Source organism: uncultured Sphingomonas sp., assembly GCF_913777625.1.
Lineage (GTDB): Bacteria > Pseudomonadota > Alphaproteobacteria > Sphingomonadales > Sphingomonadaceae > Sphingomonas.
Genome location: NZ_CAJYTI010000031.1, coordinates 1 through 20928 on the forward strand (window position 1 = coordinate 1; position 20928 = coordinate 20928).

A 20928-nucleotide genomic window follows, 5' to 3' on the forward strand; every position below is an offset into this window, starting at 1 on the left:
TACACGCCCGGCACCCCAGCCCGATCGGCGCGGCGCGGCCGGCCAGGTCCACGCCGCGCGCCGCCGCCAGCGTCCCCGCCTCCGCCGCCGGCAGGCCCAGCGCGATCACGAAGCGCGGGCGCACGCCCCCGGGTGCACCCCCATGCGGATGCACGCAGCGCGCGATGGTGAAGGCGCGCGCGCCGTCCTCCAGCTCGACGAGCTGCACCGCCGTCTCGTCGGTCCGCGCAAAGGCGTCATAGGCGTTCCACAAGGGGCACGGCACCGCCGCCTCGACCAGCGCCGATCCGCTGGCGCCGGCATAGCGTTTCGAGACCTGCCCCGCGCGATCGAACCGCATCAGGAAGAAGCTCAGCCCCCGCGCGCCCACCCGCTGCAGTGTCGTCAGCCGGTGCGCGACCTGCGCCGCGCTCGCGCCGAAGCGCCGCTGGAGCAGCTCCAGGTCATAGCCGCTCGCCTCGCACGCGCGCAGGAAACGGGCATAGGGCATCGTCACCGCCGCGGCGAAATAGGCGGTGAGATGGCGGCGGAACGGGCGTTCGGCGGCGCGGTCCAGCCCGGCGCCGCGGACCAGCGCCTCGATCTCGTCGCGCGCCTCCACCGCCAGCTGCTCGGCCAGCGCAAAGGCGCGCGCGCTGGGATCGAGCGCCTCGGAGAGCTGCAATTGCCGCGCATGCAGGTCCAGCCGTTTCAGGGCATCGCCCATCACCTCGGCGGGCAGGATGCGCACGGCGAGCTGGTGCTTCACCCGCAGCCGATCGGCCATCGCGCCATAGGGCTCGCCGGCCATGCGCAGTTCGTCGGCCAGCGCCTCGCCGGCGGCGTCGAGATCGGCGAAATGGTTGCGCCAGCGCTCGATCGCGCGGCGGACCTGGGGGCCGGGATCCTGCGCGGCGCCGGGGAGCGGGGCGGCGGCGCTGCCCATCCGGTCATAGGCGCGGGCAAAGGCCTCGGCCCCGTCGGGCGCGCCGGCCAGCCATTCCTCGAGCTGGTGGCGATCGATGGCGAGATCGGCGAAGAGCGGGTCGGCCAGCCGCCGCCGCAGCGCCTCGGCCCCGCCGCCGGGCTCGGCCGCGGCGAGGCGGCGGGGGTCGAAGTCATAGGTCTCGGCCAGCTTGAGCATCAGCGCGGCGGAGATCGGCCGCTGGTTGCGTTCGACCAGGTTGAGATAGCTGGGCGAAATCTCCAGCGCCTGCGCCATCGCCGCCTGGCTGACGCCGAGCTGGAAGCGCAGCCGCCGGATGGCGTGCCCGGCGAAGAGTTTGCGTTCGGCCATGGTTCGTCGCGCTCCTTCTTCGATCCTCCCCGGCACGGGGAGGGGACCAGCCGCAGGCTGGTGGAGGGGGACCGCAGCGGGCGAGTCCCTCGTGGCGATCCCCCTCCACCACCGCCTGCGGCGGCGGTCCCCCTCCCCGTTCCGGGGAGGATCTAGGGGTGTCCTACACTTTGCGTTCTTGCTACGTTCCTAGCAAAGAGCCGCAAACCATCTGTAAATACTTTACACCACAACAAGGAGACCCCGCAACCCACCACACACCTACACCCTGTGCGAAGACGAAGTTGAATTCCCCGAACGCCTGAACTTCCTAAACTTAGCCACACAAGGTTCAGGCAGTCAGTCAAGGAATTCACAATGTCCCAGCCGCTTGGTTTCGAGGATCTCGTCCCCGCCCCTGCCGGGCGATTCGACGGCATCCAGCGCCCCTACACCGCCGCCGATGTCGCCAGGCTGCGCGGCTCGCTGCCGGTGGAGCACACGCTGGCCCGCCGCGGCGCGCTCAAGCTGTGGGAGCTGCTGCGCACCGAGGACTATGTCCATGCCCTCGGCGCGCTGTCGGGCAACCAGGCGATGCAGATGGTCCGCGCGGGGCTCAAGGCGATCTACCTGTCGGGCTGGCAGGTCGCGGCGGATGCCAATACCGCCGGGCAGATGTATCCCGATCAGTCGCTCTACCCGGCCAATGCCGGGCCCGAGCTGGCACGGCGGATCAACGCGACGCTCCAGCGCGCCGACCAGATCGAGCATCTGGAAGGCGGCGCGACGCGCGACTGGTTCGCGCCGATCGTCGCCGATGCAGAAGCCGGCTTCGGCGGGCCGCTCAACTGCTTCGAGATCATGAAGGCGTACATCGCGGCAGGTGCGTCGGGCGTGCATTACGAGGACCAGCTCGCCAGCGAGAAGAAGTGCGGCCATCTCGGCGGCAAGGTGCTGATCCCCACCCAGGCGCACATCCGCAACCTCGATGCGGCGCGGCTGGCGGCGGATGTGTGCGGTGTCCCCACGGTGATCTGCGCCCGCACCGATGCGGAATCGGCGCGGCTGATCACCTCGGACGTGGATGAAAGGGACCACCAGTTCCTCACCGGCGAGCGGACGCCCGAGGGCTTCTTCCGGCTGAAGGAGGGGACGGGCGTCGATCACTGCATCCAGCGCGGGCTGGCGTTCGCAGCCCATGCCGACCTGCTGTGGTGGGAGACGTCGAAGCCCAATCTCGACGACGCCCGCCGCTTCGCCGAGGCGATCAAGAAGCAGCATCCGAACAAGATGCTGGCGTACAATTGCTCGCCCAGCTTCAACTGGGAGAAGAATCTGGACAAGGACGATATCGCCCGCTTCCAGCGCGAGATCGGCGCGATGGGGTACAAGTTCCAGTTCGTCACCCTCGCCGGCTTCCACAGCCTCAACTACGGCATGTACGAGCTGGCGCGCGGCTATCGGGATCGCGGCATGGCGGCCTATTCGGAGCTGCAGCAGGCCGAATTCGCGGCGGAGACCGAGGGCTATACCGCGACGCGCCACCAGCGCGAGGTCGGCACCGGCTATTTCGACGCCATCGCCCAGACGGTGGCGGGGGGCGCCAGTTCCACCACCGCGCTCGCCGAGAGCACCGAAGCCGCCCAGTTCAATGCACAAGCCGCGTAAGGAGAGTATGTGATGACCAACGAACCGCAGCGCAGCCGCGCCGTCTTTTCCACCGAGGATTTCCGCCTGCTCCGCGAGGCCGTCGGGGCTCATCTGCAGGCGGTGAAGGACAAGCCGGAATCGGTAAAGTTCTCCAACCTCTACCACCGTTTGGGCCGCGTGGCCTGAAGTCTTTCCTGGGGAGGAAAGGATGCCCGCCGGGTTACGTACCCGGCGGGCATTTCCCGTGTTCAGGCGATGGGCACGGTCCAGCGCCGGAACCAGTCGGTCAGCGCCTCCACGGTCAGGGCACCGGCCGCCAGTTCCAGGAAGGTGGTCACCAGTTCGATATCGTCACAGGTGAGCGCATGGCCATTGAGGACGAGAAAGGTTTCGCTGACCACCGCCGCGGTCCGCTTGTTGCCATCGACAAACGGATGGTTGCGGGCAATGCCGTACGCATAGGCGGCCGCAAGCTCGGCAACGTCCGGCGCGCCGCAGGCGACGAGGTTGATCGGCCGCGCCATCGCGCTTTCCACCATGTTGCGGTCGCGGATGCCACACGCCCCGCCATGCTCTGCAAGCTGCTCGCCATGCGCGGCGATCGCCACCGCGACATCGACCCAGACCCAGTCGGCCACTTACTTCGCCAGTTCGCGCAGCGCCGCTCTCCGGCGTGCCATCACCTCGCGCGCCGCCTTCATCTGCGCTTCGAAATCCGGGTCGTTCCTGGTCAGCGTCACGCCGCTGTCAGTGTCACTGAGGAACAGCTCGTCCCCCAGCTCGACCCGGAGCCGGGCGAGGATTTCCTTGGGCAAGATGATACCGGCGGAGTTGCCGATCTTGATGATCTTGAGCGGCTTGGTCATACGCCTGTTATAACATCAGTTCGCACCACCTTCAACGCCGCGCAGCTGCGCCAGCCGGGCGGCATGCTCCGCCTTGCCGAAGGGGAAGCGCCGGTAGAAAAACGCCGCAATGCCGCCGAGCGCCAAATAGACGGCGCAGAAGATCAGGGTGAACCGGTCGACCACCGCCTCGGGCACCGTCCCCGGCTTGGCGCCGTCCGGGAAGCCCGAGACGCTGAGGATCAGGCCGGTTGCGAAGATACCGAGCCCGCTCGAGCATTTCTGGACGAAGAAGAAGCCGGCGAAGAACACGCCTTCGGAGCGCCGCCCGGTCTCGACCTCGCTGTGTTCGACCACATCGGCCAGCATCGAGGCGCCGAGCATGGTCGAGGAAACCGCGAAGGTCGCGTTGACGGTGAAGATGGTGAACAGCACCGGCAGCAGCAGCGGGTCGCCGGGCGTGGGGAACAGCCCGACGAGGCGGAGGACATAGGGCGCGGCGAGCAGCAGCACTGCGCCGATCAGTGCGATGGTCGCAGCGGTCGGCTTGCCCAGCCAGCGGGCGAGCCGCGGGGCGATCAGGAAGGCGAGGACGACGCCCAGGAACAGCGTCGCGCCGAGCAGCTGGAAGGCGAGGTTCCCGAAATGCCAGACATGGGCATAGAGATAGTTGGACATCGAGAAGCTGATGCCCTGTGCCACGAAATAGGCGAGCGCGGCGGTCATCAGCACCAGGAAGGCCGGGTTGCGCAGCGTGGCGAACAGCTCGGCGATACTCTGGCGGAGCGGCTGGGGCGCAATGTCGACCGGCGGCAGGTTCTTGATCTCGCGGTGCGTGCCCAGCGCCGAGCCGAGAATCGCCACCACCATCAGCGCCGCTCCGCCGATCGCGAAGCCGGGATAGCCGGCGCGGTCGAACTGGCCGTGTGGCTGGCCGGTCCGCTCGGCGAGGAACCAGCCATAGGAGAGCATCAGCATCGCCATGCCCCCGCCCCAGCCGAACAGGAAGCGATAGGCCATGATCCGCGTCCGCTCCTCATAGTCGGAGGAGAGCTCGGGGCTCAGCGCCTGCGAGGGCACCTCGAAGGCGGAAACGGCGGTGCGCACCACCACGGCGGAGACGAACAGCCAGCCGAGCAGCGCGCCCTGCGACCAGCTGATCGGCGGGTTCCACAGGAACAGCCAGCCGATGGCGATCGGCAGCCAGGCGGCGTACATCCACGGATGGCGCCGGCCCCAGCGGCTCCGCGTCCGGTCCGAGAGCATGCCGATCGCCGGGTCCACGAACGCGTCGAACAGCAACGCGCACATGATCACGAAGCCGACCTGCGCCGCAGGCAGCCCCACGACCTGGTTGTAGAACAGCAGCAGGAAGGTGACGAAGCAGAAGTCCTTCACCCCGTACGCCGCCGCGCCGAAGCCGTACGCAAGCATCGTCGGCGTCGCCACGCGCCGGCTGGGCGGTACGGGCGGGGTTTCGGCGGTGCGACCGGCCATCATTCTGTTCTCCATTTGCCACCCCGTTACAGGCCACGCACAGCTGCCGCAAACGAAACGCTTTGGAAGATCGGGTATGGCTTGCGACACGCAGCGCACCCGTTATACCTGCCGGCAATTAGAACCGAGAGGATGGCCATGGCCCTCGAACCCGAGCTGTTCGACGCGCTGATCGACACGGTACGCCGCTTCGTCGCCGAGCGGCTCCGCCCGCTGGAGGCGGAGGTGGAGGCGGCCGATGCGATCCCCGAACCTATCGTCGAGGAGATGAAGGCGCTTGGCCTGTTCGGGCTCTCCATCGACGAGGAACATGGTGGCCTCGGCCTCACCATGGCCGAGGAATGCCGGGTGGCGATCGAGCTGGGGCGGACCACACCCGCCTTCCGCTCGGCCTTCGGCACCAATGTCGGGATCGGCAGCCAGGGGCTGGTGATCGCCGGCACCCCCGAGCAGAAGGCGCACTGGCTGCCCAAGATCGCCCGCGGCGCGATCATCACCAGCTTTGCGCTCACCGAGCCGGACGTGGGTTCGGATTCGGGCGCCGTGCAGACCCGTGCGGTGCGCGACGGTGACGTCTATCGGCTGAGCGGCACCAAGCGCTACATCACCAATGCCGACAAGGCGCAGCTGTTCACCGTCATGGCGCGGACCGGCGAGGAAGCGGGCGGCCGCGGCGTCTCCGCCTTCCTGGTGCCGCGCGACCTGCCCGGCGTCTCGATCGGCGAGCCCGAGAAGAAGATGGGGCAGAAGGGCGCCCGCGTCGCCGACGTCCGCTTCGACGACGTGCCGGTGCCGGTGGCGAACCGGCTGGGCGCGGAGGGCGAGGGCTTTCGCATCGCGATGCAGGTGCTCGATCGCGGGCGGCTGCACATCGCGGCGGTATGCGTGGGCGTCGCCGAGCGGCTGGTCGCCGACTGCGTGGCCTACGCCAGCGAGCGCAAGCAGTTCGGCAAGCCGATCGCCGAGCACCAGCTGATCCAGGCGATGCTCGCGGATTCGAAGACGGAGGCGCTCGCCGCGCGCGCGCTGGTGCTGGAGACGGCGGCGGCCAAGGATGCGGGGGCGAACACCACCATGGAGGCGGCGGCGGCCAAGTATTTCGCCAGCGAGATGGTCGGCCGCGTCGCCGATCGGGCGGTGCAGATCTTCGGCGGCGCCGGGTACATCGCCGATTACGGGATCGAGCGTCTCTACCGCGACGTGCGGCTGTTCCGCATCTACGAGGGCACCAGCCAGATCCAGCAGCTGATCATCGCCCGCGAGACGCTGAAGCGGGGTGGATAAAAGCCCTCTTCCCGCCGGGGAGAGGGTACGGAGAGGGGCAGTCTGCAATACGAACCACAGGGCCGGATCGGAGAGACTGCCCCTCTCCCCGGCCCTCTCCCCGGAGGGGAGAGGGAGACAAAGCATGGACGTATCGTCGCTGTTTCGCCTCGATGGACGCGTGGCGCTGGTTACCGGCGGCTCGCGGGGCATCGGGCGGATGATCGCAGAAGGGTTCGTCGCGTCCGGCGCGAAGGTCTATGTGTCGTCGCGCCGCGCCGACGCCTGCGAGTCGACCGCCGCCACGCTGGGCCCCAACGCGATTCCGCTGTCGCATGACGTCTCCACGGTCGAGGGTTGCCGGGCCCTTGCCGCCGACCTGGCGGCGCGGGAGCCGCAGCTCGACATCCTCGTCAACAATGCCGGCGCCGCCTGGGGCGAGCCGTTCGAGAGCTTTCCCGAAAAGGGCTGGGACAAGGTGATGGACCTGAACGTCAAGTCGCCCTTCTTCCTGACCCAGGCGCTGCACGGCCTGCTCAAGGCGGGCGGCAGCACCGAGCGCCCGGCCAAGGTGATCAACATCACCTCGATCGACGGCCAGCGGCTCAATGCCTGGGAAACCTACAGCTACCAGGCATCCAAGGCGGCGCTGATCCACCTCACCCGGCGCATGGCCGCCCGGCTGGTGCGCGACCAGATCCACGTCACTTCGATCGCCCCCGGCGCCTTTCCCAGCGACATGAACAAGGCCGCGCGGGACCATGGCGGCACCGTCGCCCAGGCGATCCCGGCCAAGCGCATCGGCGTGGCCGAGGACATGGCGGGCGCCGCGATCTTCCTCGCCGCCCGTGCCGGAGACTATCTGGTGGGAGAAACGGTGACGGTCGACGGCGGGCTGGTCAATGCGGCCGTGGGCGCCAGCATCGATGGCTGAGCGCCGTCACAGCCGGTTGGCGACCTCGACCAGATTCTCGTCGGGGTCGTAGAAATAGACCGAGCGGATGGGGCCCTGCGCGCCGGTCCGCTCGATCGGCCCCTCGACGATCGCGATGCCCTGTGCGGCAAGATGCGCCATCACCGTCTCGATGGGCGTGCGGGTCAGCAGGCAGAAGTCGCCAGCGCCGCGCGCGGGGTGCCGGGTGTTGGGATCGACGCCCTTGTGCAGCTGCTGCAGGTTGATCTTCTGGCTGCCGAAATGGAGGGCGCCCCGCCCCTCGCCCACGCGCTGCGGCGTCATGCCGAGCACGCGGGCATAGAAGGCGAGGCTCGCCTCGACGTCGAGCACGGTGAGGACCAGATGGTCGATGGCGTCGATCATGCCGGTCCTCCGCCTGCGATCAGCGCGCGATTTCACCCGCTGCCAGCACCGCCAGCGTGACCAGTTCGCTGGCGGTCGCGGTCATCGGCGCGATCTGCACCGGCTTTTCCATGCCGATCAGCATCGGGCCGATCATCGAATCGCCGCCCAGCTCGCGAAGCAGCTTGGCCGAGATGTTGGCCGACTGCAGGCCGGGCATGATCAGGATGTTGGCGGGGCCGGAGAGGCGCGCGAACGGATAGTTGGCGAGCAGCTTCGGGTTCAGCGCCACGTCCGGCGCCATGTCGCCTTCATATTCGAAGGTCACGCCGCGCGCGTCGAGCACCTTCACCGCGTCGCGGATATTGTCGATCCACTTGCCCTCGGGATTGCCGAAGGTCGAGTAGCTGAGCAGCGCGACGCGCGGTTCATGGCCCATCCGCCGCGCGACCTGCACGGTGCGCTCGGCGATGTCGGCCAGTTCCTCGGCGTTCGGGCGCTCGCTCACCGTGGTGTCGGCGATGAACACGGTATGCGACTGGCCGACCAGCACATGGATGCCGAACGGCGTGCGGCCGTCGACCGGATCGATCACCCGGCGCACCTGGCGCATCGTCTCGGCATAGGTGCGGGTGACGCCGGTGATCATCGCATCGGCATGGCCCATGCGCAGCAGCAGCGAGCCGAAGATGTTGCGATCGCGATTGACCATGCGCTCGCAGTCGCGGTGCAGATAGCCGCGGCGCTGGAGGCGCTTGTAGAGCGTCTCCACCATCTCGCCGACCAGCGGCGAGTTGACGCTGTTGTGCAGCTCGAACAGCTCCGGGTTGGCGCCGAGCGCGCGCAGACGGTCGTGCACCGACTCGCGGCCGATCAGCACCGGCGTGCCATAGCCGCCTTCCTGGAAGGCGATGGCAGCGCGCAGCACCACTTCTTCCTCGCCCTCGGCGAAGATGACGCGCTTCGGCTGGGCGCGGGCGCCTTCATAGGCCATGCTGAGCACCGACGTCGTCGGGTTCATCCGGGCGCGCAGCTGCTGGCGATAGGCCGTCATGTCGATGATCGGGCGCGTCGCCACGCCCGAATCCATCGCGGCCTGCGCCACCGCCGCGGGGATGATCTCGATCAGACGCGGGTCGAACGGCGTCGGGATGATATAGTCCGGGCCGAAGCTGTGCGAGGTGCCATAGGCGCTCGCGACTTCCTCGGGCACCTGCTGGCGGGCGAGTTCGGCCAGCGCGCGCGCAGCGGCGACCTTCATCGCGTCGTTGATGCCGGTCGCGCGCACGTCGAGCGCGCCGCGGAAGATGAACGGGAAGCAGAGCACGTTGTTGACCTGGTTCGGATAGTCCGAACGGCCGGTGGCGATGATCACGTCGGGCCGCACGCGCTTGGCCTCGGGCGGAGTGATCTCCGGATCGGGGTTGGCCATCGCGAAGATGATCGGCTTGGGCGCCATCTTCGCGAGCAACTCGGCCGGCAGTGCATTCGCGGCGGAGAGGCCGAGGAACACGTCCGCGCCCTCAAGCGCCTCGGCCAGCGTGCGGCGATCGGTCCTGGCGGCGTGCGCCGACTGCCACTGGTTGATGTCTTCGCGGCCCTGGTAGATCACGCCGGTACGATCGCACATCAGCAGATTGTCGTGCGGCAGGCCCATCGCCTTGATCAGCTCGGTGCAGGCGATCGCGGCGGCGCCGGCGCCGTTGACCACCATCTTGGTCGTCTTGATGTCGCGGCCGGTCAGGTACAGCGCGTTGATCAGGCCGGCGGCGGCGATGATCGCGGTGCCGTGCTGGTCGTCATGGAACACCGGAATGTTCATGCGCTCGCGCAGCGTCTGCTCGATCACGAAGCATTCGGGCGCCTTGATGTCCTCGAGGTTGATGCCGCCGAAGCTCGGCTCCATCAGCTCGACCGCGTCGATGAAGCGATCGACATCCTCGGTCTTCAGCTCGAGGTCGATCGAGTCGACATCGGCGAAGCGCTTGAACAGCACCGCCTTGCCTTCCATCACCGGCTTGGAGGCCAAGGCGCCGAGATTGCCGAGACCCAGGATAGCGGTACCGTTCGAGATAACGGCGACGAGGTTGCCCTTCGCCGTGTAATCATAGGCGGTCGCAGGATTTTCGGAGATGGCGAGCACCGGCACGGCGACGCCGGGGGAATAGGCGAGCGCCAGGTCGCGCTGGGTTGCCATCGGCTTGGAGGCGACGATCTCGATCTTACCCGGGCGGCCTTCGGCGTGATAGCGAAGCGCCTCGCGATCGGAAAACTGGACGTTGCTCTCTTCGGCCATCCGCTCGGCTCCTAATTTCTCGGACTGTTTGCGCCCCTAAAGCAGCCCGAGACGGCGATTGCAAACCGCAGAAGGGGGATTCCGTGCTTTCCCCTACGTCCTTTGGATAGGACGAGCGGCATAGAGCGCGCTGCTCCCCCACCGCCACACCGGCACCAGCCGCGGATCGCACGGGCCGGGCGGCAGCGCCGGCATCCGCGCATGGGCGAGCAGCAATGCAGCACGCGGGGGAGCATGCACGGACGGGAAGCTCGGCAGGGCGCCGCCTTATCCCCAGTTTCCACCAGCGTCATCCCATGGCGGCGGTTGTGCCGCCCCCCGTGCATCCGGTAGCGAGGCACGATGTCTTCCGCCGCCCCTACCCCGATGATGGCCCAGTATCTCGCGCTCAAGGAAGAGGCGGGAGATTGCCTGCTATTCTACCGCATGGGCGACTTTTTCGAACTGTTCTTCGAGGACGCCAAGATCGCCAGCGCGGTGCTCGACATCGCTCTCACCTCGCGTGGCGAGCATGATGGCGACAAGATCCCGATGTGCGGCGTGCCAGTGCACGCGATGGAGGCCTATCTCGCCCGGCTGATCAAGGCCGGCCAGCGCGTCGCCATCGCCAACCAGACCGAAACGCCCGAGGAAGCGAAGAAGCGAGCGGGCTCCAAGGCGCTGGTTTCGCGCGCGATCGTCCGCGTGGTGACCGCGGGCACGCTCACCGAAGAGGCACTGCTCGACAGCCGCACCGCCAATTGGTGCGTCGCGGTGGGGGAGGCGAGCAGTGGAGTCGCGATCGCCTGCGCTGACATTTCCACCGGCCGCTTCGAGCTGATCGAGACCGATGCTGCCCGGCTCGGCGCCGAACTCGCCCGCCTCAATCCCGCCGAGACCATCGCCTGCGAGGCGACCGAGTTCGCCGAGCTGGCGACCGCGCTTCGGCCGAAGATCGACTTCGACAGCACCGGGGGCGAGGCGCGGCTGAAGCGGCTGTTCGGCGTGGCGACGCTTGACGGCTTCGGCCAGTTCTCGCGCGCCGGCCTTGCGGCGGCGGGCGGATTGGTCGCCTATCTGGAGCATACCGCGAAGGGCTCGCTCCCCTTTCTCCGCCCGCCACGCGTCAGCCGAGCGGAAGCCGCGATGGCGATCGACGCCGCGACACGCGAGAGCCTGGAGCTCACCGTCAGCGCCGCCGGCACCCGCAAGGGCAGCCTGCTCGACGCCGTCGACCGCACGGTGACCGGCGCCGGCGCCCGCCTGCTAGGCGCCGACATCGCCGCGCCGCTGATGGACCGCGCCGCGATCGACGCGCGGCTCGATCTCGTCACCCTGTTCCATGACGATGCCGGCCTGCGCGACAGCATCCGCGCGACGCTCCGCGCCCTGCCGGACATTGGTCGCGCGCTCGGCCGGCTTGCTGCCGGCCGCGGCTCCCCGCGCGACCTCGGCCAGCTCCGCGACGGTCTCGACGGCGCCTGGCGTCTCGGCGAGAAGCTCGACCGCATTGCCGACGCGCCGCAGCTGCTCCGCGACCTCGCCCCCCAGCTGCGCGGGCACGGCGCGCTGATCGACCTGCTCACCCGCGCGCTGGTGCCCGAGCCGCCGGTCGACGCCGCGCATGGCGGCTATATCGCCGAGGGCTATGACGCAGCCCTCGACGATCTGCGCGACGCAGGCGCCGGCGGCCGCCGCGCGATCGCCGCGCTGGAGGGCGAGTATCGCGCCCGTACCGGCATCACCGCGCTCAAGATCCGCCACAACGGCGTGCTCGGCTATCATATCGAGGTGCCCGCGCGCTCCGCCGATGCACTGATGAAGCCGGACAGCGGCTTCACCCATCGCCAGACGCTGGCCGGCGTCGTCCGCTTCAACGCGCCCGAGCTGCACGACGTGGCGGTGAAGGTGACGCAGGCGGGCGCCCATGCGCTTTCCGCCGAGGCCGCGCATCTGGAAGAATTGACCGGCGAGGCGCTCGCCCGCCGCGAGCCGATCGCCGCCACGGCGGACGCGCTCGCCCGCATCGACGTCGCCGCCGGGCTTGCCGAACGCGCGGCCGCGGGTGGTTGGGCGCGGCCGGAGCTGGTCGAGCATAGCTGCTTCGACATCGAGGGCGGGCGGCATCCGGTGGTGGAAGCCGCCGTCGCCCGCGCAGGCGGCCGCTTCGTCGCCAATGACTGCAAGCTTTCCGAAGAGTCGCGCCTCTGGCTGGTCACCGGCCCGAACATGGGCGGCAAATCGACGTTCCTGCGCCAGAACGCGCTGATCGCCGTACTCGCCCAGGCGGGCAGTTACGTCCCCGCCGCCCGCGCGACGCTGGGGCTGGTCGACCGGCTGTTCAGCCGGGTCGGCGCCTCGGACAATCTCGCGCGCGGCCGCTCGACCTTCATGGTCGAGATGGTCGAGACCGCCGCGATCCTCGCCCAGGCGACGCCGCGCAGCTTCGTCATCCTCGACGAGGTCGGCCGCGGCACCTCCACCTATGACGGCCTGGCCATCGCCTGGGCGGTGGTCGAGGCGATCCACGAGGAAAATCGCTGCCGCTGCCTGTTCGCCACCCATTATCACGAGCTGACCCGACTGGCCGAGCGCTGTGACGCGCTCAGCCTCCACCATGTCCGCGCGCGCGAATGGAAGGGCGAACTGGTGCTGCTCCACGAGCTGGCGGAAGGACCGGCGGACCGCAGCTACGGCATCGCCGTGGCACGCCTCGCCGGCATGTCGCCTGCCACGGTCAGGCGCGCCAAGGCCGTGCTCGACAAGCTCGAAGCCGGCCGCGCCAAGACCGGCGGGCTGGCGGCCGGCCTCGACGACTTGCCCCTGTTTGCCGCCGCCGCGCAGGCCGAGGAGGAGAAGGTAGACGCGCTCCGCCACGAACTGGACGGCATCGATGTCGATGCGCTCAGCCCGCGCGAGGCACTGGACGTGCTCTACCGGCTGAAGGGGCTGGCCAAGGAAGCGTAGGCGCGCGGAGCGTTCGCCAGGCGCTCGGCGCCGGCGTAGATTGCGGCTCCTCCTTCGGAGTCGCGCCGATGCTCCTGTTCGCCCTGATTGCGACAGCCGCACCGCTTCCTGCCGGGGCGGCTGCCTACATCACCGGCACGCTGCACCTCACGCAGTACCGCGCAGTGGCGACCGATCTGAATGGCGACGGGGTGCCCGAGGTGCTCGCCTATGCGGAAGGGCCCGAGCATTGCGGCAGCGGCGGCTGTGATCTGTACGTGCTGACCCGACGCTCCCATGGATGGCGGATCGTCACCCGGACGAGCGTCACCCGGCTGCCGATCCGCATGCTGCCCGGCAAGGCGCATGGATGGCACGACCTGGGGGTGCATGTCGCCGGCGGCGGGATCCTGCCCGGCCAGGACGTGCGGCTCAGGTTCAACGGTGCGCGCTATCTCGACAACCCCAGCCTGCTTCCGCCCCGCTCAAAGGGAGCTGCGCCGGGACGCATCCTGCTGCGCTGATCAGGCAGCCTCGCGGGCCGCGTGCGCTTGGAGGAACGTCGCGGCGTCGCCGGCGGGAAGCGGCCGCGAGAACAGATAGCCCTGGAATTCGTGGCAGCCGAACGCGCGCAGGAACAGCTGCTGCGTCTCGTCCTCCACGCCTTCCGCCGTCACGCCAATGCCGAGCGACTGGCCGATGCCGAGCACCGCCTGGATGATCGCGCGCGCATCCTGCGAGCTGCCAAGGTCGCGCACGAAGCTCTGGTCGATCTTCACCCGGTCGATCGCCAGCTTGTGGAGGTGCGACAGGCTCGAATAGCCGGTACCGAAATCGTCGAGCACCAGTTGCACCCCTGCCGCGCGCAGCCGGGCAAGACCTTGCTCAACGCCGCCGTCCATCGCGAGCATCGCGCTTTCGGTAACCTCGAGCTGCAGCTGGCGCGGCTTCATGCCGTGCCGCGCCAGGATGGCGAGGACCCGGCCGTCGAGATCCGGGCTGCGCAGCTGGATCGGCGAGAGATTCACTGCCAATGCGATCTCCGGGAAGCGCACCATCATCGCGACGGCGCGATCGAGCACCCAGTCGCCCAGCGGGACGATCAGGCCGCTCGCTTCCGCGATCGGGATGAAACTCGCCGGCGGGATCATCCCCTGTTGCGGATGCTGCCAGCGGACCAGCGCCTCGACACCGACGACCCGGTGACCGCTGGCATCGATCACCGGCTGGTAATGCACATCCAGCTGATCGCCAGCGACGAGCGCCTGGCGCAGGTCCGCCTCCAGCGCCCGGCGTTGCTGCACCTCGACGGCGAGCGCTTCGTCGAACAGCCGGAACTCGTTGGCGGAAAGCTGCTTGGCCTCGTAAAGCGCGAACTCGGCACGCCGGTGCAGCTCGGCCGCCCCCATGCCCGGCTGCGCGCAGGCACAGCCGATGGTAAGCCCCAGCGAGACCTCCCCCGCAGGACTTGCGAGCGGCAGATCGGCCAACGCGAGCAGCCGACGGCACTCGGCCTCCGCCGCGGCGACGTCGGAGCAATCCGCCATCAGCAGCGCGAAGGTGTCTCCGCCCGTCCGCGCTACCCGGTCCGACCCGCGGGCAGCGCCCGCGAGCCGGTTCGCAAAAGCACGTAGCAGGGCGTCGCCGGTGCATTCTCCAAACGCATCGTTGATGTCCTTGAACTGGTAGAGGTCGATCAGCAGCAGCGCGGGGTGCGCCGCCGTGCGGGCCGCGAGCACCTCGGTCAGCTGATCGTGGAGCGCCGCGCGGTTGGGCAGCCCGGTAAGCGCATCGTGGAAGGCAAGATGCCGTACCCGTGCCTCGGCATTGCGCAGGGCGGTGATGTCGGTGAGGATGGTCAGCACCAGTGCTTCGCCGTCCAGCTCGATCCGGCGTCGCCGGGTAACGACGTGGCGCGGGAGGCCGTCATGGCCGTCGATCGTTTCCTCGGTTTCCATGTCCTCGCCCGTGGCGAGAACCTGGGCATGCTCGGCGGTGAACCGTTCGATCTGGGCAGGCGGGAGATACGCCTCCATCGGGTGGGATAGCCAATAGTCGCGGTCTTGCCCCGCAAGCGTACAGAAGGCGGCGTTGACCTCGACGAGGCGGTCGTTGCCGTCGATCAGCATCACGGGCGAAGGCAGCGCTTCGAGCATGGCGCGCAAGCAGGCGCCGCCCGCCGCGCCTCCTTCAATCTGCCCTGACTGCGCCATCTGGCACTCCGCCGCCCTGTTCGACCAGCATGCACCTCTGCCCGCCCGACTCGGCGGCGGCCAAGTTGGGGCAAGTCCATATCGACATCGTAACTTTTTGCTAATCTTCGGGCGCAGGCTGCGCGGGGGAAGACACCCCAAAATGAAAGAGGTCGCCGGGCCCCTATCCAGGGTACCCGACGACCCCCGACATGGTCAGCGGCCGGAGCGCTCCAGCCCGGGAGACCATGCGGACCGCTTTACCTGCAGCTGCCGGCGTTGATTGGAGGAAAATACCTCCCGCGCGGCACCACGGACGGAGGACTTCCGTCCGCGCGGCAGGGTCAGCGGCGCGTCTCCCGAACGAACTGAACCGACCTCACTGCTGAACCATGAGACATCGGATCACCTCCTTTCGCTTGTTGAAGAGCCTGTGCCTCTCGACACACTTGACATGTAGGATGACCCCGAGTCGTAGAACAAGTCTTGTAAAAGATTTTTATCGGTGCGATTCTGGAAGTCTGGGCCGAACGGGTGCCGCGCGCCGGATCATTTCCGGCAGTCCTCCACCACCCGCAGGATCTCCGGCCAGGCCGGGATCACCAGCGTCGGCAGGCCAAGCCCCTCCACCACGAACCGCCCGCGGCTATAGCCGATCGCGTCGAGGAAACTGTCGTTCGCAGCGAAGCTGACGACGATCATGCCGGATGCGCGGGCATCCGGCACCGCGGGTACCCCGCGGACCGCGCTTGTGGTGCGCAGCGTGAGCGTCGCGGCCGTGGCCGTGGCGCCCATACGGGCCAGCGTCACGCGCCGCGTCGCGAGATCGCAGCGCAGGGTGGCGACCGGCATGCTCCCCGCCACGCCGAAGCTGGCGCTGCCGCCGCCCGGCTCGGCGCGATAGCGCCAGTCGCCCGGCGTCAGCGGCCAGTCGCGCCAGTCCGCCCCCAGCGTCGGAGCCGGGCGAGGCGCGACAGGAGTCGCCGCGGGCAGAGGGCGCGGCGCAGGCGCGGGCGGCGCGACGGTCGGGGCGGGCACGCAGCCGGCGAGCGCGACGAGGCCGGCACCGGCGAGCAGGGAAAGCGAACGCATGGCGCGCTTATGGGGGAGCATGCGCGACGGCTCAACCGGCGGCTGCGGCGATCACGACGGAACGTAAGCTGACGACGACATGTTGGGCGTCAGGCGGCGCGGGGGGCGATCCGGTCGAGCGCACCGTTCATCGCGCGCTTGGCTTCTTCGAGATCGAAATCCATCTGCAGTCCGAGGAAAAAGCCCTCGGACATGCGGAGGTAGCGCGTCAGGCGCAGATCAGCGTCGGCATCTACGGGCGCCTCACCTGCGACTAATGCTGCCAGCTTCGCCGGGTCGAGACCGGTACCGACCGCAACCTCCTCCAGCGAGAGTTCGGACCCGACGAGAAAATCCTCACGCAGGACGTCGCCCGGGTGGACATTGTCCAGCCGGTCCTTATCCGCGATGGTAATCCTCGATCCGGACATCGTCCGCGCCTCCGTCGACCCAGCGGAAGGTGATCCGCCACTGGTCGTTGATCCGGACACTATATGTCCCTTTGCGCTCCCCCTTCAACTCCTCCAGCCGATTCCCCGGCGGCACGCGCAGTTCGAGCGGGCTCTTCACCCGGTTGAGGATACGCAGCTTGCGGCGGGCAGTCTGCTGCATATCCGGCGGCAACTTGCGGCTGCGCTGACCCGCAAGGATGAGCTCGGCTTCAGACTCGATGCTGCGGATCATTTTGGATCAATCCACTACCGCGTGCGCGAGAATGATGTTCGCAAGGCGCTTAGCCTCTGCTTGGGTCAAGTCAGCTGGGACATTCGCAATGCGAATAACCGTTCCAGGCCGGATAGGCACCCGGATGGTGCCGTCCCAGTCCTCCTCAACCTTTTGTTGAACGGGGGTAGAACCCGAGCCATTCTGAACCAAGCCCATCTGCAGCCACACCGCAGGCACGCCAAGGATCTCAGCCAAAACAGAAATTTTCTCCTGCCGAGGGGCGGTCTCCCCTTCATGCCACTTTCGCACCGTTTCGGTGGAAATCGTATCCCCCGTTCGCTCGGCAAACTGCTTAACAATGAAGACATACCGCCCTTCATGCTTTGCAGGGACAGAGGGCGAATCGTCACAAGCGCGCCTAAATCTTTCGGCGAACTCACGTGCACGAGCCCGCTTCACAAATTCTAGCGCCATCGCAGCCTCCAATCGAAGAAGGCACGAATTATCACGCAAAGCGTGATTTTACAACTAGCCCCGTCGCGGCCCGCCGAACTTCGTCTTGGTCTGCTTGCCGAAGCGCGTCTTTCGCGTGCCCGGCTTGCCTTCGTTGCTCCGCCCCATCACCGGCGCCTTGCGCTCGCCCTCGGGCAGGCCGAGTTCCTCCGCCTCCAGCGCGCGAATCTCGTCGCGCAGCCGGCCCGCTTCCTCGAACTCCAGGTTCGCGGCGGCGTCGCGCATCTTCTTCTCGAGCTCCTCGATATAGCCGCGCAGATTGTGGCCGACCATGTGCGGGCGATCGGCGTCGATCTCCACCGTCACCCCGTCCTTCGACGCGACATGGGCGATGATGTCGCCGATATTCTTCTTCACCGTTTCCGGCGTGATCCCGTGTTCGAGGTTGTACGCCATCTGCTTCTCGCGGCGGCGGCCGGTCTCGGCGAGCGCGCGCTCCATGCTGCCGGTCATGCGATCGGCATAGAGAATCACCCTGCCCTCGACGTTGCGCGCGGCGCGGCCGATGGTCTGGATCAGCGAAGTCTCGGAGCGCAAAAAGCCCTCCTTGTCGGCATCGAGGATCGCGACCAGCCCGCATTCGGGAATGTCGAGCCCCTCGCGCAGCAGGTTGATGCCGATCAGCACGTCATACACGCCCATCCGCAGGTCGCGGATCAGCTCGATGCGCTCCAGCGTCTCGGTGTCCGAGTGCATGTAGCGGACCTTCACGCCCGCCTCGTGCATATATTCGGTGAGGTCCTCGGCCATGCGCTTGGTCAGTGTGGTGACGAGCGTGCGATAGCCCTTGGCCGCGGTCGCCTTGCACTCCTGGATAAGGTCCTGCACCTGCTCCTCGACCGGCCGGATCTCCACCGGCGGATCGATGAGGCCGGTGGGGCGGATCACCTGCTCGACGAACACGCCGCCGGTGCGCTCCATCTCCCAGTCGCCGGGCGTGGCCGAGACATAGGTGGTCTGCGGCCGCATCGCGTCCCATTCGTTGAAGCGCAAGGGTCGGTTATCGATCGCGCTAGGCAGGCGGAAGCCGTATTCGGCGAGCGTCAGCTTCCGCTTGTGGTCGCCGCGCGACATGCCGTTGATCTGGCCGATCGTCTGGTGGCTCTCGTCGACGAAGAGCAGCGCGTTCTCGGGCAGATATTCGAACAGCGTGGGCGGCGGCTCGCCGGGCAGGCGGCCGGTGAGGAAGCGGCTGTAATTCTCGATTCCCGCGCAACTGCCCGTCGCCGCGATCATCTCCAGGTCGAAGTTCGTGCGCTGCTCCAGCCGCTGCAGCTCCAGCAGCTTGCCCTCGGCCTCCAGCTCCTTGAGCCGCTCGGTCAGCTCGTGGCGGATCGCCTCCATCGCCTGCTTCAGCGTCGGCCCCGGCGTCACATAGTGGCTGTTGGCATAGACGCGGACATAATCGAGGCTCGCCACCTTCTTGCCGGTCAGCGGATCGAACTCGACGATCTCCTCGATCTCGTCGCCGAAGAAGCTGATCCGCCAGGCGGTATCCTCATAGTGCGAGGGGAACAGCTCGAGATTGTCGCCGCGCACGCGGAAGGCGCCGCGCCCGAAGGCGGCATCGTTGCGCTTGTACTGGAGCGCCACCAGCTTGCGGATGATCTCGCGCTGGTCGACCACCTGGCCCTTCTTCAGGTCGAAGATCATCGCCGAATAGGTCTCGACCGAGCCGATGCCGTAGAGGCACGAAACCGAGGCGACGATGATCACGTCGTCGCGTTCCAGCAGCGAGCGGGTCGCCGCGTGGCGCATCCGATCGATCGCCTCGTTGATCGAGCTTTCCTTCTCGATATAGGTGTCGGACCGCGGCACATAGGCCTCGGGCTGATAGTAATCGTAATAGCTGACGAAATACTCGACCGCGTTCTCGGGGAAGAAGCTCTTGAACTCGCCATAGAGCTGCGCGGCGAGGATCTTGTTCGGCGCGAGGATCAGCGCGGGGCGCTGCAGTTCCTCGATCACCTTGGCCATCGTATAGGTCTTGCCCGATCCGGTGACGCCGAGCAGCACTTGGTCGCGCTCGCCGGCCCGCGCCTGCTCGACCAGTTCGGGAATTGCGAAGCGCTGGTCGCCCGAGGGCTGGTATTCGGAGACGAGCTTGAAGCGCTTCCCGCCCTCCGCCTTTTCGGGGCGCTGCGGGCGGTGGGGGATGAACGCCTGGCCCGTCTCGGGCTCGGCAAGGTTGGTCCGAATCTGGATCGCCATGACGGCGAATATGGGGTGGCGCGGCGGACCTGAAAAGCCGCGCCCGTCCCCTTTTTGTTCAGGCAGTTGCGGGTCGCGCCAGACGGCGCAGCGCGGCACCGGCCATCGCGGCACCGCCGATCAGCAATGCCCAACTCGCCGGCTCGGGGACCCCGCTGGTACCGAGCGTGAAGGTGACGTTGTCGATCTGCACGCCGGGCGGGTCGGCAAAGATGGTGAAGCGCTTCAGATCGGTGAGGTTGAGCGACACGGTCTGAAGGCCTGGCGTGATATCGAGGTTGAACAGCCCGGTGCCGGACCCGCCCAACGACTCGTAGCTGTAGACGATCGGCCCGCCACTGCCGAAATTCATCACATCCGCCACGTCGAACCGAACAAGATCGAAGGTGGTCCCGCCAGCCGTGCTGATCGTCAGATTGCCGTAGGACGAGGGCGCCAGCGTCGCGCCACCGGGTTGGGCATTCCCAGCCGAACCCGTTCCCCAGACGAAGAAGCCGAAGGGGTTCGACATCGCGAACTTCAGCCCCTTTTCGACATAGGGGCCCGCAACACTATGGCTGGCAGCGCTGGCAAGTGGCGCAAAGGTGATGATCTCGGCCGCGTGCGCCGCCATCGGCAGCGCCAGCCAAGCCGCAGCCAGCGGCAGAAGCAATCCTCGCATGCTGCTCCCTCTCTTCTTTGTCGATACGAGGCATTTACCATGCGAGGTGTAGGCAGATCGACTCCCAAATATCTGATATACGAGTCTTATTTCAGGACTTCGTTGGCCGGTAGGCGATCCGCCACATGGCAAGGCCGATGCCGGCGGCGAGCAGCGCGACCGCACCGCCCTGCGCTGCCTTGAACGCCAGCGCGAACAGCCAGCCCCGCGTATCGATCGGCGCGATGGTAAAGCGGCTGCTACCCTGCGCGCCGGCCCATAGCCCCCAGCCGAGCAGCCCGGTGACGATCGCCGCATAGCGCCCGCCGCGCAGGCCGAGCGCATGGAGGATCAGCCAGATCGGGCCGCCCACCGAGACGAGCGCGATGGCGACGAACAGGCTGCCGAACAGCACCCCCGCGATCAGGGCAGGCGCGGTCCGCTGGCCGGCGGCGACCAACAGCAGCAGCACCAGCAGGCCGCCGAGTCCGCTGCCGATCGCGAGCGCCTTGCCGACCCGCTCGATGCTCGTCTGATAGTCGCGCGCCGCGCCGGTTTCGCTGCTCATCCACCCCGCCCCTGCCGCTCCTGTACGGGCGACAGCGCG

At 67.8% G+C, this 20928-nt stretch carries 20 protein-coding genes; 6 read left to right on the plus strand and 14 right to left on the minus strand.

Annotated elements, in window-relative coordinates; genetic code table 11:
- Positions 1–1276, minus strand: a 1276-nt coding sequence (locus tag QZ814_RS15355; RefSeq protein ID WP_294333954.1) for a short-chain fatty acyl-CoA regulator family protein, incomplete at its 3' end; no start/stop codon positions are given.
- Positions 1277–1633: 357 nt separating this feature from the next.
- Here QZ814_RS15355 and aceA point away from each other — a divergent pair.
- Positions 1634–2923: an isocitrate lyase gene (gene aceA, locus QZ814_RS15360; RefSeq protein WP_294333956.1), complete on the plus strand. Its 1290-nt coding sequence runs from the start codon at positions 1634–1636 to the stop codon at positions 2921–2923.
- Between the two features lie 12 nt (positions 2924–2935).
- Positions 2936–3091 carry a hypothetical protein gene (locus tag QZ814_RS15365; protein WP_010545528.1) on the plus strand — a complete coding sequence of 52 codons (156 nt, stop codon included), beginning with the start codon at positions 2936–2938 and terminating at the stop codon, positions 3089–3091.
- A gap of 62 nt (positions 3092–3153) precedes the next feature.
- On the opposite strand, the gene QZ814_RS15370 is transcribed toward QZ814_RS15365, so the two are convergent.
- Genes QZ814_RS15370 through QZ814_RS15380 form a run of 3 tightly spaced genes read right to left on the minus strand, consistent with a single transcriptional unit; the run spans position 3154 to position 5250 of the window.
- Entirely contained in the window at positions 3154–3543 is a 390-nt protein-coding gene (locus tag QZ814_RS15370) for a type II toxin-antitoxin system death-on-curing family toxin (protein ID WP_294333960.1), read from the minus strand.
- Positions 3544–3771: an AbrB/MazE/SpoVT family DNA-binding domain-containing protein gene (locus tag QZ814_RS15375; protein ID WP_294333962.1), complete on the minus strand. Its 228-nt coding sequence runs from the start codon at positions 3769–3771 to the stop codon at positions 3544–3546.
- 15 nt (positions 3772–3786) lie between these two features.
- Complete coding sequence (locus QZ814_RS15380) at positions 3787–5250, minus strand: MFS transporter (RefSeq protein WP_365898796.1); 1464 nt, start codon at positions 5248–5250, stop codon at positions 3787–3789.
- A gap of 135 nt (positions 5251–5385) precedes the next feature.
- Between QZ814_RS15380 and QZ814_RS15385 the strand changes: the two genes are divergently transcribed.
- Entirely contained in the window at positions 5386–6531 is a 1146-nt protein-coding gene (locus tag QZ814_RS15385) for an acyl-CoA dehydrogenase family protein (RefSeq protein WP_294333964.1), read from the plus strand.
- 124 nt (positions 6532–6655) lie between these two features.
- Positions 6656–7444, plus strand: coding sequence for an SDR family oxidoreductase (locus QZ814_RS15390; protein ID WP_294333965.1), 789 nt, complete (start codon positions 6656–6658; stop codon positions 7442–7444).
- Positions 7445–7450: 6 nt separating this feature from the next.
- Here the strand turns inward: QZ814_RS15390 and QZ814_RS15395 are convergent, their stop codons facing one another.
- Together QZ814_RS15395 and QZ814_RS15400 are read right to left on the minus strand one after the other, a co-directional pair.
- Entirely contained in the window at positions 7451–7828 is a 378-nt protein-coding gene (locus QZ814_RS15395; protein ID WP_294333967.1) for a VOC family protein, read from the minus strand.
- Between the two features lie 19 nt (positions 7829–7847).
- Positions 7848–10103 carry an NADP-dependent malic enzyme gene (locus QZ814_RS15400; protein WP_294333969.1) on the minus strand — a complete coding sequence of 752 codons (2256 nt, stop codon included), beginning with the start codon at positions 10101–10103 and terminating at the stop codon, positions 7848–7850.
- Positions 10104–10469: 366 nt separating this feature from the next.
- Here QZ814_RS15400 and mutS point away from each other — a divergent pair, with 366 nt between their 5' ends.
- A complete protein-coding gene (gene mutS, locus QZ814_RS15405) occupies positions 10470–13049 on the plus strand; it encodes a DNA mismatch repair protein MutS (RefSeq protein WP_294334059.1) in 2580 nt (859 codons plus the stop codon).
- A 68-nt stretch (positions 13050–13117) separates the two neighbouring features.
- A complete protein-coding gene (locus QZ814_RS15410) occupies positions 13118–13552 on the plus strand; it encodes a hypothetical protein (protein WP_294333971.1) in 435 nt (144 codons plus the stop codon).
- Here QZ814_RS15410 and QZ814_RS15415 read toward each other — a convergent pair whose 3' ends face one another.
- The 8 genes from QZ814_RS15415 to QZ814_RS15450 form a co-directional block, all read right to left on the minus strand.
- Entirely contained in the window at positions 13553–15184 is a 1632-nt protein-coding gene (locus QZ814_RS15415; protein WP_294333972.1) for a sensor domain-containing phosphodiesterase, read from the minus strand. It abuts the gene before it with no gap.
- A gap of 585 nt (positions 15185–15769) precedes the next feature.
- Positions 15770–16312 (minus strand): hypothetical protein, encoded by a 543-nt coding sequence (locus QZ814_RS15420; protein ID WP_294333974.1) that lies wholly within the window; start codon positions 16310–16312, stop codon positions 15770–15772.
- A gap of 89 nt (positions 16313–16401) precedes the next feature.
- On the minus strand, positions 16402–16722 hold the full coding sequence (locus QZ814_RS15425; protein WP_294333977.1) for a HigA family addiction module antitoxin: 321 nt from the start codon (positions 16720–16722) through the stop codon (positions 16402–16404).
- Positions 16691–16975 (minus strand): type II toxin-antitoxin system RelE/ParE family toxin, encoded by a 285-nt coding sequence (locus QZ814_RS15430; protein ID WP_294333979.1) that lies wholly within the window; start codon positions 16973–16975, stop codon positions 16691–16693. Before QZ814_RS15430 ends, QZ814_RS15425 begins: the two co-directional genes overlap by 32 nt.
- 6 nt (positions 16976–16981) lie before the next feature.
- A complete protein-coding gene (locus tag QZ814_RS15435; RefSeq protein ID WP_294333982.1) occupies positions 16982–17431 on the minus strand; it encodes a helix-turn-helix transcriptional regulator in 450 nt (149 codons plus the stop codon).
- A 54-nt stretch (positions 17432–17485) separates the two neighbouring features.
- A complete protein-coding gene (gene uvrB / locus QZ814_RS15440; RefSeq protein ID WP_294333984.1) occupies positions 17486–19681 on the minus strand; it encodes an excinuclease ABC subunit UvrB in 2196 nt (731 codons plus the stop codon).
- Positions 19682–19739: 58 nt separating this feature from the next.
- Positions 19740–20342: a PEPxxWA-CTERM sorting domain-containing protein gene (locus QZ814_RS15445; RefSeq protein ID WP_294333986.1), complete on the minus strand. Its 603-nt coding sequence runs from the start codon at positions 20340–20342 to the stop codon at positions 19740–19742.
- 91 nt (positions 20343–20433) lie between these two features.
- Entirely contained in the window at positions 20434–20889 is a 456-nt protein-coding gene (locus QZ814_RS15450; protein WP_294333989.1) for a hypothetical protein, read from the minus strand.
- Between the last annotated feature and the right edge of the window lie 39 nt (positions 20890–20928).

Bases quoted from the DNA above. Each gene is read 5' to 3' on its own strand.
- QZ814_RS15410 (WP_294333971.1), top strand. From the start codon at position 13,118: ATGCTCCTGTTCGCCCTGATTGCGACAGCCGCACCGCTTCCTGCCGGG.
- QZ814_RS15380 (WP_365898796.1), bottom strand. From the start codon at position 5,250: ATGATGGCCGGTCGCACCGCCGAAACCCCGCCCGTACCGCCCAGCCGG.
- QZ814_RS15435 (WP_294333982.1), bottom strand. From the start codon at position 17,431: ATGGCGCTAGAATTTGTGAAGCGGGCTCGTGCACGTGAGTTCGCCGAA.
- aceA (WP_294333956.1), top strand. From the start codon at position 1,634: ATGTCCCAGCCGCTTGGTTTCGAGGATCTCGTCCCCGCCCCTGCCGGG.
- QZ814_RS15375 (WP_294333962.1), bottom strand. From the start codon at position 3,771: ATGACCAAGCCGCTCAAGATCATCAAGATCGGCAACTCCGCCGGTATC.
- QZ814_RS15395 (WP_294333967.1), bottom strand. From the start codon at position 7,828: ATGATCGACGCCATCGACCATCTGGTCCTCACCGTGCTCGACGTCGAG.
- mutS (WP_294334059.1), top strand. From the start codon at position 10,470: ATGATGGCCCAGTATCTCGCGCTCAAGGAAGAGGCGGGAGATTGCCTG.
- uvrB (WP_294333984.1), bottom strand. From the start codon at position 19,681: ATGGCGATCCAGATTCGGACCAACCTTGCCGAGCCCGAGACGGGCCAG.
- QZ814_RS15385 (WP_294333964.1), top strand. From the start codon at position 5,386: ATGGCCCTCGAACCCGAGCTGTTCGACGCGCTGATCGACACGGTACGC.
- QZ814_RS15450 (WP_294333989.1), bottom strand. From the start codon at position 20,889: ATGAGCAGCGAAACCGGCGCGGCGCGCGACTATCAGACGAGCATCGAG.
- QZ814_RS15430 (WP_294333979.1), bottom strand. From the start codon at position 16,975: ATGATCCGCAGCATCGAGTCTGAAGCCGAGCTCATCCTTGCGGGTCAG.
- QZ814_RS15365 (WP_010545528.1), top strand. From the start codon at position 2,936: ATGACCAACGAACCGCAGCGCAGCCGCGCCGTCTTTTCCACCGAGGAT.
- QZ814_RS15400 (WP_294333969.1), bottom strand. From the start codon at position 10,103: ATGGCCGAAGAGAGCAACGTCCAGTTTTCCGATCGCGAGGCGCTTCGC.
- QZ814_RS15420 (WP_294333974.1), bottom strand. From the start codon at position 16,312: ATGCGTTCGCTTTCCCTGCTCGCCGGTGCCGGCCTCGTCGCGCTCGCC.
- QZ814_RS15390 (WP_294333965.1), top strand. From the start codon at position 6,656: ATGGACGTATCGTCGCTGTTTCGCCTCGATGGACGCGTGGCGCTGGTT.
- QZ814_RS15445 (WP_294333986.1), bottom strand. From the start codon at position 20,342: ATGCGAGGATTGCTTCTGCCGCTGGCTGCGGCTTGGCTGGCGCTGCCG.
- QZ814_RS15425 (WP_294333977.1), bottom strand. From the start codon at position 16,722: ATGTCCGGATCGAGGATTACCATCGCGGATAAGGACCGGCTGGACAAT.
- QZ814_RS15415 (WP_294333972.1), bottom strand. From the start codon at position 15,184: ATGCTCGAAGCGCTGCCTTCGCCCGTGATGCTGATCGACGGCAACGAC.